This window comes from Streptomyces aurantiacus JA 4570, assembly GCF_000414115.1.
GTDB lineage: Bacteria > Actinomycetota > Actinomycetes > Streptomycetales > Streptomycetaceae > Streptomyces > Streptomyces aurantiacus_A.
This window is the reverse complement of record NZ_AOPZ01000370.1, coordinates 1-11,310: the sequence shown is the minus strand read 5'-3', so window position 1 is coordinate 11,310 and position 11,310 is coordinate 1. Positions and strand designations below refer to the sequence as shown.

Annotated in this window: 7 protein-coding genes and 1 pseudogene; all 8 read left to right on the top strand. The window is 72.6% G+C overall.

Annotated elements, in window-relative coordinates; translation table 11 throughout:
- The first annotated feature begins 146 nt into the window (after positions 1-146).
- Positions 147-2,495: a GH92 family glycosyl hydrolase gene (locus STRAU_RS30755; RefSeq protein WP_037663017.1), complete on the top strand. Its 2,349-nt coding sequence runs from the start codon at positions 147-149 to the stop codon at positions 2,493-2,495.
- Between the two features lie 206 nt (positions 2,496-2,701).
- Positions 2,702-4,097: pseudogene (locus STRAU_RS30750) on the top strand (wax ester/triacylglycerol synthase family O-acyltransferase).
- Positions 4,098-4,171: 74 nt separating this feature from the next.
- Positions 4,172-5,659, top strand: coding sequence for an SDR family NAD(P)-dependent oxidoreductase (locus tag STRAU_RS30745; RefSeq protein ID WP_016644321.1), 1,488 nt, complete (start codon positions 4,172-4,174; stop codon positions 5,657-5,659).
- A 318-nt stretch (positions 5,660-5,977) separates the two neighbouring features.
- A complete protein-coding gene (locus STRAU_RS43140) occupies positions 5,978-6,151 on the top strand; it encodes a hypothetical protein (protein ID WP_016644320.1) in 174 nt (57 codons plus the stop codon).
- Between the two features lie 143 nt (positions 6,152-6,294).
- Entirely contained in the window at positions 6,295-7,170 is an 876-nt protein-coding gene (locus STRAU_RS30740) for an ArsR/SmtB family transcription factor (protein ID WP_016644319.1), read from the top strand.
- Positions 7,163-8,542, top strand: a complete 1,380-nt coding sequence (locus STRAU_RS30735) for an MFS transporter (protein ID WP_052029356.1) — start codon at positions 7,163-7,165, stop codon at positions 8,540-8,542. The genes STRAU_RS30740 and STRAU_RS30735 overlap by 8 nt, the downstream gene beginning before the upstream one ends.
- Positions 8,543-8,572: 30 nt before the next feature.
- Positions 8,573-9,229 (top strand): histidine phosphatase family protein, encoded by a 657-nt coding sequence (locus STRAU_RS30730; RefSeq protein WP_016644317.1) that lies wholly within the window; start codon positions 8,573-8,575, stop codon positions 9,227-9,229.
- 87 nt (positions 9,230-9,316) lie between these two features.
- Positions 9,317-11,230, top strand: a complete 1,914-nt coding sequence (locus tag STRAU_RS30725) for a family 20 glycosylhydrolase (RefSeq protein WP_016644316.1) — start codon at positions 9,317-9,319, stop codon at positions 11,228-11,230.
- Positions 11,231-11,310 lie beyond the last annotated feature (80 nt).

Below are 11,310 nucleotides of genomic sequence, written 5' to 3'. Positions count from 1 at the left end.
GCGGGCCGGGGCACGTCGCCGCGACCGGTGCCCGGTGGGGGCCGTGTCGGCACGACCCTTGACGAGTACACGCAGGCCGCCGAAGAATGGGCGCGCCCGATGCAGTGACAACGTTGTCCAGGCTGTTCAAGGAGGCGTTCCCACCCATGAGATGGACCCAACGGCTGCGCGGCGCGGGGACGGTGGCCGTGGCGGCCGCGCTCCTCGGCGGGGCCCTCGCCGTCCCGTCGGCCGGGGCCGCGCCGTCCGGCGGGCGGCTGACCGACCTGGTCAACCCGTTCATCGGCACCGAGAACGAGGGCAACACCTACCCGGGCGCCGCGGTGCCCTTCGGCATGGTGCAGCTCTCGCCCGACACCGGCCACAACACCGGGTACGACCACTCCGACACGCACATCCGCGGCTTCTCCGCCGTGCATCTGTCCGGCGTGGGCTGCGGACTCGGCGGGGACCTGCCGGTCCTGCCGACGACGGGGGACGTGACGGAGACGGACTACGCCAAGTACGCCGCGGAGTTCAGCCACGACACGGAGAAGGCGCGCCCCGGGTACTACAAGGTCGGCCTGAAGTCCGGCATCGACGCCGAGCTGACCGCGACCGAGCGCACCGGCGTGCAGCGCTACCGCTTCCCGGCCACGGACAAGGCCAACGTCCTCATCAACGCGGGCCAGTCGCTGCACAAGTCGGTCCGCACCGAGGTGGAGGTCCTCGACCGCCGCACCGTCCGCACGAAGATCACTGGCAGCGGCTTCTGCCAGGACACCAAGCCGTACACCCTCTACACCGTCACCCGCTTCGACCGTCCCTTCGTCTCGTCCGGCACCTGGAAGGGCGGGACCGTCACCGCGGGCTCCGCGAAGTCCTCGGCCGACGGCGAGCGCAATGGCGCGTACGTCCGCTTCGACACGGCGAAGGACCGCACCGTCGAGGCGACGACCGCGCTCTCGTACGTCGACGCCAGGGGCGCCGCGCTCAATCTCCGCGCGGAGGGCGGCCGTTCCTTCGACCGTGTCGAGCACGCGGCGCGGGCGAAGTGGGAGGACCGGCTCGACGACGTCCGGGCCCAGGGCGGCAGCAAGACGCTGCGGCGCACCTTCTACTCGTCCCTCTACCGCTCGTTCCTCGCGCCGAACATCGGCAGCGACGTCGACGGCCGCTATACCGGCTGGGACCAGAAGACCCATCGTACTGCTGATCACGGGGGGTCCACCTACTACCAGAACTGGTCACTCTGGGACACCTACCGGACCCAGGCCCAGCTGCTCGCGCTGCTCGCGCCGCGCGAGTCCCGCGACATGGCGCTGTCCGTCCTCAGGATCGACGCCGAGAGCGGCTGGCTGCCCAAGTGGGGCTACGGCACCGTCGAGACGAACATCATGACCGGCGACCCGGTCACACCGTTCCTCACCAACGCCTACCAGCAGGGCCTGTTGAAGGGGTACGAGCAGCAGGCGTACCGCGCGCTGAAGAAGAACGCCGACGGGGTGCCGCCGGCCGCGTCGGCGCCGGTGGGCCGCGAGGCCAACGAGGAGTACATCGCCGAGGGTTTCGCGCCCTACATCAAGGGCCGCCCGCACGCCAAGCCCGGTGACTCCGACTACGACCACGGCGCGTCGGCCACGCTGGAGTACGCCCTGTCGGACGCGATGCTCGGGCAGATGGCGCGCGAGCTGGGGCATGAGAAGGACGCCGAGCGGTACGCGGCGCGCGCCCAGAACTACCGGAAGATCTTCGACAGTTCGACCGGGTTCTTCCGCGCCAGGGACAAGGCGGGCGCCTTCACGGGACCGGCCGATCCGGCCAAGAGCCAGGGCTTCCACGAGGGCACGTCCTGGCAGTACCAGTGGCTGGTGCCGCAGGACCTGCCGGGCATGGTCGACCTGATCGGCGGCAAGCAGGCGACGAACGACCGCCTGGACTCCTTCTTCGCCTACGAGCAGCTCCTGAAGGACCCGGCGAAGACCGCCCGCGAGGTGTGGGTCAACGGCCCGTACGACTACTACAACGCGGACAAGTACAACCCGCAGAACGAGCCCGACCTGATCGCCCCGTACACGTATCTCTCCACCGGGCAGCCGTGGAAGACGACCGACGTGGTGCACGCCGCGCTCACGCTCTTCACGGACACCCCGACCGGCATGACCGGCAACGACGACCTGGGCACCATGTCCGCCTGGAACGTCCTGTCGTCGATCGGGATCTTCCCGGTGCAGCCCGGCACGGACACCTGGGGTCTGTCGACGCCGGTCTTCGAGCGCGTCGACCTCACCCTCGACCGCCGCTACTACCCGCGCGGCCGGTTCACGGTGACGGCGCCCGGCACCTCGCCGGAGAAGCGGTACGTGCAGTCGGTCCGCGCCGACGGCGCGGACTACGGGCGGACGTATCTGCGTACGGACGACATCCGCGAGCTGCGGGAGCTGTCGTTCGGCGTCGGCGAGAAGCCCTCGCGGTGGGGTACGTCGGCGGAGGCGGCGCCGCCCGTGGTGGGGTGACCCTACGTGTCCCGTGAGGCCCGCTTTTCCCGGGAGTCTCCAGCAGTTCCCAGGAGTTCCCAGGAGTTCCCAGAGGTTTCCGGGAAGAGCGGGCCTTAATCTGTTGTTAACTGTGCGTAGCTAGATCGTACTTGACCGTAATTGTCGGAGAGTGATTGGCTGCTGGTTTCCGTTGCCGAGTACTGCTGCCGACGCGAGAGCGAGCCATGACCTCTCAGAGCTCAGACCTGCTCGCCCCTCTCGATCTCGCCTTCTGGAGCATCGAGTCCGCCGAACACCCCATGCACCTGGGGGCGCTCGGCGTCTTCGCGGCCGACTCGCCGTCCGCCGCCGCGCACGCCGCCGATCTGCTCGCCGCCCGCGCCGCGGGTGTGCCGGGTCTGCGGATGCGCATACGTCACGTGCTGCTGCCTCCGGGCGGCGCCGCGCGGCGGCCCGCGCCCGGCTTCGACCCGCTGGACCACGTGCACCTCGCCCCGCCCGCCGCGGACTTCCACGCGGCGGCGGGCGCGCTCATGGAGCGGCCGCTCGACCGGGACCGGCCGCCGTGGGAGGCGCACGTCCTGCCCGCCGAGGACGGGACGTCGTTCGCCGTCCTGTTCAAGTTCCACCACGCCCTCGCCGACGGGCTGCGCGCCCTGACGCTGGCCGCGGCCGTCATGGACCCCACCGAACTGCCGCCCGCGCGCGAACCCCGCTCCGTCGCCGCGGCGCCTTGGTGGCGCGCCCTCGACCCGCGCCGACTGCCCGGGCGGGTCGCCACCACCGTCCGGTCCACGGTCACCGACGTCGGCCAGGCCCTGGACATCGGCGCCGCCGTGGCGCGGGCGAACTGGGGCGCACGGTCCTGCGACGCCCTCACCTCCCGGGCCACCGGAAGCCGCCGCACCGCTGGCGTCGCGCTTGACCTGGACGACGTGCACCGCGTGCGCAAGACGGCGGGCGGCACCGTCAACGACGTCCTGATCGCCGTGGTCGCCGGGGCGCTGCGGCGCTGGCTCGACGAGCGCGGCGACAGCAGCGACGGCGTCGCCCCGCGCGCCCTCGTCCCCGTCTCGCGCCGCCGCCCGCGCACGGCCCACCCGGGGGGCAACCGGCTCTCCGGCTATCTGGTCCGGCTGCCCGTCGACGACGCCGACCCGCTCGCCCGGCTCCGCGCCGTGGCGCGCCGCGATGGACCGCAACAAGGACGCGGGCCCCACGCGCGGCGCGGGCGCCGTCGCGCTGCTCGCCGACCACGTGCCCCCGCTCGGCCACCGCGTCGGCGGCCCCGCGGTCGCGGGCGCCGCCCGGCTGCTCTTCGACATCCTCGTGACCAGCGTGCCGCTGCCCGGCCTCGGCCTGCGCCTGGCCGGTCATCCGCTCACGGAGGTCTACCCCTTCGCCCCGCTGGCCCGCGGCCAGGCGCTCGCGGTCGCCGTCTCGACGTACCGCGGCCGCGTCCACTACGGCCTGGTCGCGGACGCCGCGGCGGTGCCGGACCTGGAACTCCTCGCGCGGTGCGTGCGCGTCGAACTGGCCGCTCTGGTGGCGGCGTGCGAGGGCACGCGTCGGGCGGCGGAGGACCGTTCGGGTTTGGTACCGGGCGCCCGGGCTACGTAAAGTTCCGCTTTTGGAGCATCCGCGGTCACCCCAGACGAGCCGCGGCCCTAGTGCGGTGAGGAACGACAGCGGCGATGACCGTGACAGAGGACAGCCAGGAAGGCGCCGTTTCGTACGGACCGGGCATCGACCCCGAGCGGCTCGCCGTCTGCCTCAGCGTGCTCGACGAGCTGGACAAGCTCGACGTCGACCACCCCGACGCGATCACCGTGCGCCGCGCCACGGCCGGGATCTACCGGACCGTGAAGCAGCGCCGCCGGCAGGAGCGCCGCGCCGCGAAGACCGCCCACGACAAGGCCGTCACCGAGGCCACGGCCACCGGCTCCGCGCAGCGCATCGACGACGAGACCGAGGGCATCCTGCCCTCGTCGGCGACGACGAAGGGCGAGATCGCGGGGATACTCCAGCGCCCCCGCTCCTGCTACACCTGCAAGGCGCGGTACGTCGAGGTCGACTACTTCTACCACCAGCTCTGCCAGGACTGCGCCGCCGAGAACCGGGCCAAGCGCGACGCCCGCGCCGACCTCAGCGGCAAGCGCGCCCTGCTCACGGGCGGCCGCGCCAAGATCGGCATGTACATCGCGCTGCGCCTCCTTCGCGACGGCGCGCACACGACGATCACGACGCGCTTCCCCAAGGACGCCATCCGCCGCTTCAAGGCCATGGAGGACTCGGCGGACTGGATCCACCGCCTGGAGGTCGTCGGCATCGACCTGCGCGACCCCGCGCAGACGGTCGGCCTGGCCGAGCAGGTCGCCGAGCAGGGCCCGCTGGACATCCTCATCAACAACGCGACGCAGACCGTGCGCCGCCTGCCCTCCGCCTACGCCGCGCTCGTCGAGGGCGAGAGCGCCCCGCTGCCCGCCGGGGAACTGCCCGCCCACCACGTGATCGGCGCCTTCAACTCCGGCGCCGTGGACGGGCTGACCGCGCTGCCGCTCGGCGTCAGCGGCCTGGACGCGCAGAAGGTCGCCGACCTCGCCCTGGTCGCGGGCAACGCCAGCGTCGAGCGGCACCGCGACGGCAGCGCCATAGACGCGGGCGGCCTGGTGCCGGACGTGGTGGACAGCAACACCTGGGTGCAGACCATCGAGCAGATCTCCCCGGTGGAGCTGCTCGAGACCCAGCTGTGCAACTACACGGCGCCGTTCATCCTGATCAGCCACTTGCGGCCGATGATGGCCGAGGCCGCGAAGAAGGCGGAGAGCGGGCGCGCCCACGTCGTCAACGTCTCGGCCATGGAAGGCGTCTTCGGCCGCGGCTACAAGGGCGCGGGGCACCCGAACACCAACGCCGCGAAGGCCGCGATGAACATGGTGACGCGGACCAGCGCCCAGGAGATGTTCCAGACCGACGGCATCCTCATGACGTCGGTCGACACCGGCTGGATCACCGACGAGCGCCCCCACTTCGACAAGCTGCGCCTGGCCGAGGAGGGCTTCCACGCGCCGCTCGACCTGGTCGACGGCGCGGCCCGCGTGTACGACCCGATCGTGCGCGGCGAGGCGGGCGAGGACGTGTACGGCGTGTTCCTCAAGGACTACAAGCCCGGCAAGTGGTGACTCGCACCCGGTAGAGGGTGGCTCAGGCCCGGCGACCGGTGACTCGTCCCGGGCATATCCGGGCATATCCGGGCATGCCCGGCAGGCATGTCCGGATTACTCCCTTTCGGTGAGCGCCATCGAGCAGAGCCGCGCTCATTTGGTTAACCTAGTGCGAACGGACGGCCACAAGGCGCACACCGGCGCCCCTCGACCGTCCCGGGACAGGCTGCGACCAACGGCCGCGATCCCGCCAGGACACGGCGCCACCGCGACCGAGAAGACAGCGCAGCAAGCGCGGCCATTGTTCTTTCGTTTCGCGACACGAAGGAGTGCGCGGTGACACCAGATCTGACCAAGCAGGAGAAGCGGTCGGCCGAGCGGGGCGGTGAGCGGGCCGGACGGCCCCAGAAGCTCCGCAACCTCGAGGCATGGGCCCACGCGGCACCCATCCGGCTCGCCGGATACGAGGACGACCTCGCGGAGCCGCACATCCTCCAGGGCGTCGACTGACCGACCGACCCCCTGCGCGCGTACGCCCTGCGCCCCCCGCCGTGATCCCGCGGCGGGGGGCGCGGCATGTGCGGCGACCCTTTCCCAAGGAAATTCTGCAAAACTACTTTTGCCAAGTGCTCGGGCCGTCCTACGCTCGCGTCATGGCTGACGCTGACGAAGAACGCCCGGAGCGGACCGTGCTGGGGGAGTCGCGGGTGCGGCGGCTCGACCCCGAGCGGGAGCCCGCCGCCGTCAAGGCCCTCACGCATCCGCTGCGCGTCCGGCTGCTCGGGCTGCTGCGTGCGGACGGGCCCGCCACCGCGAGCGAACTCGCCGCCAGGACGGGGGAGTCGTCCGCCTCCACGAGCTACCACCTGCGGGTCCTCGCGAAGTACGCGTTCGTCGCCGAGGCGGAGCACCGCGACGGACGCGAGCGCCGGTGGCGGCCGGTGCACGCGGTGACCACCTGGGACCACTCGGCGATGGACGCCTCGCCGGTCGGCCGCGACTTCGCGGGCCTCATGGCCCGGCGCCAGATCGAGCACCTCGGCGCGTCCCTGGCGCGGCACGAGTCGGACGTCGCCGCCGGACGGCTCGGGCGCGAGTGGCTCGACCACTCAGGGATGACGGACCTGATGCCGCGCCTGACGCCCGAGTCCCTGGGCGAGCTCCAGCGGGCGTACGAGGACAAGCTGGAGGAGCTGGCGGCCCGCGACGCGGGGGATCCGCGGGCCGAGCAGGTGGTCGTGTTCGTCGCGGGGCTGCCGGTGGCGGGGAGGGCGGCGGGGGCCGGGGAGGCGGAGTCCGGTCGTACGGAGTCCGCCCGTACGGAATCCGGTCATACGGAGTCCGCCCGTACGGAATCCGGTCATACGGAGTCCGCCCGTACGGAGACCGCCCACCCGGAGCCCGCCCGCACCGGTGGCGGGGAGCCGAGCAGCGCTGCTGCGAAGGCCGACGGCCCCTCGAAGGCCGACGTCCCCGCGGGGGCGGACCGCTCCGTCCCCAGACGCCTCACCGGTTACACCCATGACTGACCCCCTGGACCCGCGCACCGCGCGGCGCCGCTATGTGGTCGTCTGTGCCCTGTTCTGGCTGCCGCTCGGCCTCGCCATCGCCCCGATGGTGGCGCTCCTGACCGAGCGCGGGCTCGCCCTCGCCGCCGTCGCGGGCTGCGTCGCCGCGCACTCCCTCACCGCGGCCGCCCTCGAACTCCCCACCGGTGGACTGTCCGACGTGCTCGGGCGCCGCACCGTCCTGGCCGCCGCCGGGCTCTTCGATCTCGTCGCGCTGGTCCTGCACGCGCTCGGCACCACCGCGTGGGTGCTGGTCCTCGGCATGGCCCTGAAGGGCGCAGGGCGTGCCCTGGCCAGCGGCCCGGCCGAGGCGTGGTACGTCGACACGGTGCACGCGAGCGCGGGCCCCGACGCGGAGCTGCGCACCGGCCTCGCGCGCGGCGGCGCCGCGACGTCCGGGGCGCTGGCGGCCGGGGTGCTGATCGGCGGCGCCCTGCCCTGGCTCCTCGGCCTCGGCCCCGACCTCGGCGGCCGCCTGCGCGAGGCCACGTCCGGGCTAGTGCTGCCGCTGTCCGTGCCCGCGCTGCTCGGCGCGGCGGTCGAGGTCGTCTTCCTGCTGTACGTCCTGACCGCGCTGCCCGAGCCGCCCCGGCCGCGCGCCACCCTGCGCGGAGTGCTGCGGGGCGTCCCCGCCACCGTCGTCGCCGGAGTGCGCCTCGGTGGACGGGACGCGCTGGTGCGGCGGATCATCCTCAGCGCCGCGGCCGCGGGCAGCGCGCTGGTCACCGTGGAACTCCTCACGCCCGGCCGGGCCGTCGGCCTGACGGGCGCGCCGGAGTCCGGGGCGGTGCTCTTCGCGGGGCTCGCCTGCGCCGGATTCCTCTGCTCGATGGCGGGCAGCCACCTCGCGCCGCCGCTCGCCCGGCGCGCGGGCGGCAGCGAACGGGCCGTCCTCGTCGGCCTGGGCGCCGCGGCAGCCGGTCTGCTGCTGCTCGGCGGCACGGCGGTGACGAGCCTCTCGTCGGCGCCGGTCCCGGTCGCCCTCGCGGTCGTCGGCTACGCGCTCGTGTACGCGGGGCTCGGCGCCGCGGGCCCGAGCGAGAACGACCTCCTGCACCGGCGCGTCGGCAGCGCGGGCCGCGCCACCGCCCTGTCCGTGCAGTCGCTCGCCCTCCAACTGGTCGGCGCCGCCACGGGGTTGGTCGCCGGGCATCTCCCGGCGGGGCCGCCGCGCTGGCTGCTCGGTGGCGCCGTCCTGCTCGCGGGCGCCCTGCTGTGGGTGCGCCGCCGCACCGTGGCGGAGGAGGCAGAACCACCGCGGCAGGCGTCCTCCCCGTCGAGTACCGGACCGAGTACGGCATCGAGCCCTCAGATGAAAGGCACTCCCAGATGAAAGGCACCTCCAGATGAAAGGCACCCCCTGATGCGCACCCTCCACGTCGTCACCCACCCGGAGGCGACCCACCATGTCGAGAAGGTCGTCGGCGGCTGGCACGACTCGGACCTCACACCGGCCGGGAGGGACGCGGCGGCCGCCATCGCCCGGGCGCTGCGCGCCGGCATCCCCGGAGGCGCCGACGTCGAGCTGATCTCGTCGGACCTGCGCCGCGCCGCGCGGACGGCCGAGGCGGTGGGCGAACTGTTCGGCGTGGAGCCGCTCCTGGACCGGCGCCTGCGGGAGAAGTCGTACGGCGAGGCGGAGGGCCGCCCGCAGGAGTGGCTGGACCGGCGGTTCGTGCCGCTGGACCGGCGGTTCGTGCCGCCGCCCGCCGACGGGGACCGGATGGGACACCACGAGGGCGTGCCGGGCGCCGAGACCAGGGCGGAGTGTGCGCGCCGCGTCTACGCGGCCATGGACGACCTGCTGCGCCGCCCGCGCGAGCACCAGATCGTCGTGACGCACGGATTCGCCCTGACGTTCGTGGTGGCGGCCTGGATCAAGATGCCCTTCGAGGCGGCGGGCTCCGTCAGCTTCGCCGCGCCCTCCGGCAGCATCACCGTGCTGCGCGAGGACGACTTCTTCCACAACCGTCAGGTCGTCGCCGTGGGGGACACCGGTCACCTCACCACCCTCACCTGATTCATCCGATGGATGGGGGAAGTTGGTTGGTTCCTGTCGCGTCAGGAGCATTGACACGACTTCGCCGCGCTTCAATCATCGGATCTCATGACGGTGTTTCCTGAGCTTGCCAGGCGTCCCCGCGGCCGGTGGCGACGGCTGACCGGAGCCGCGGCGGCCCTCCTGCTGCTCGTGGCCCCGGCCCCGGCCGCCGCGTCGCGGCAGGACGAACGGCCCGGCCCGCCCCGCACGCTTCCGGCGCTCACCAACTGGACGCCAGGGGAGGGCAGTTACACGTACGGCGACGGGGTGCGGCTCGTCGCGCGGGACGCCGCCTCCCGTCGTGTCGCGCGCACCCTCGCGGACGACCTGCGTGCGGCGGGGCGCGGGAAGGTGCCGGTCACGTCCGGTGCCGCGCGCCCCGGCGACGTACTGATCGACGTCGAGAAGCAGCGCAAGTCGCTGGGTGCCGAAGGGTACGAACTGCGTGCGGGCGAGCGTCTGGAGATCACCGGCGGCACCGAGGCGGGCGCCTTCTACGGCACGCGTACTCTCCTCCAGCTCCTCGCGCAGGGCGACCGGATCCCGGCGGGCAGCACCGTCGACGTGCCCCGGTACAAGGAGCGCGGCGTCGGCGTCTGCGCCTGCTACATCCACATCTCCAGGCCCTGGCTGGAGAACCTGATCCGCGACATGGCGTACCGCAAACAGAACCAGCTCCTGCTCGAACTGAAGGTGAAGAGCGACCGGCACCCCGAGGCCAACTCCTGGGGCTACTACTCCAAGAGCGACATCCGCCGCCTGGTCGCCCTCGCCGCCAAGTACCACATCACCGTCATCCCGGAGATCAACTCCCCGGGGCACATGGACCCCTGGCTGGAACACCGCCCGGACCTGCAACTCACCGACACCGACGGCAAGAAGCAGCCCTCGCGCCTGGACGTCACCAAGGACGAGTCCTTCGCCTACTACACGAGCCTCGTCGACGAGTACGCGGACGTCTTCCCCGCGAAGTCCTGGCACATGGGCGCCGACGAGTACATGCTCGGCTCCGACTTCGCGAAGTACCCGCACATCCGCGACTACGCCCGCCGCAAGTACGGCGAACACGCCACGCCCCAGGACGCGTTCATCGACTTCGTGAACCGCGTGCAGGCGTACACGGCGGGCAAGGGAAAGCGGCTGCGCATCTGGAACGACGGCCTGACGGGTGACAACACGGTGCCCGTGGCCGCCGGGACGACGGTCGAGCACTGGCTCGCGGTGCGCACGAAACCCGGCGAACTCATCGCTCGGGGGCACCCGTTGATGAACGCCGCGTACGCCTTGTACCTGGTGCGCGGCGGCTTCCACAGCGACACGCGCAAGCTGTACGAGCAGCGCTGGGACCCGCGCGTCTTCGAGGGCGAGACGCTGGCCTCGCGCGCGGGCGTCACCGGCGCGAAGATCAGCCTGTGGCCCGACAACGGCCGCGGCGAGACGGAGAACGAGGTCGCGGCCTCGATGCGGCTGCCCCTGAGCCATGTGGCGCAGGTGACGTGGGGGAGCCCGCACCCGGACGGGACGTACGCCGGCTTCACGGCGCGCGACGCGGCCGTGGGGCACGCGCCCGGATGGCGCGACCTGACGGAGCCGCCGGTGGCCGACGGCACGTACACCCTCCGAGACGTCGCGGGCGGTCTGCCGCCCACCGCCTTCGAGATCCGCCGCACACCGGACGGCTACGTCACCCTGAGGTCGGCCCGCACCGGCGCCTGCCTGGAGACCCGCGAAGGCAAGCTCACCCTCAACGTGCCGCTGGAGCCGGGCAGTTCCGTCACCCAGGAGACGTGCGACGCGAAGAACACGCTCCAGCGCTGGCAGCTCACGCCGGTGCGCGGCGGCCACCGCCTGACGAACGCGATCACGCGCATGGCGGCGCACGTCACCGGCGACGGCCGCATCGCGCAGTACCCGCCGGACCAACGGACCCCGACGACATGGCAGTTGACGCCCGAAGCGAGGGAGTACCGCCGCACATGACCGTCAGCAGACGACTCTTCATGGCCGCGTCCGTGGGTACGGCGGTGGCGGCGTCGAGCGCGCCGCTCGCGGTCGTCGTG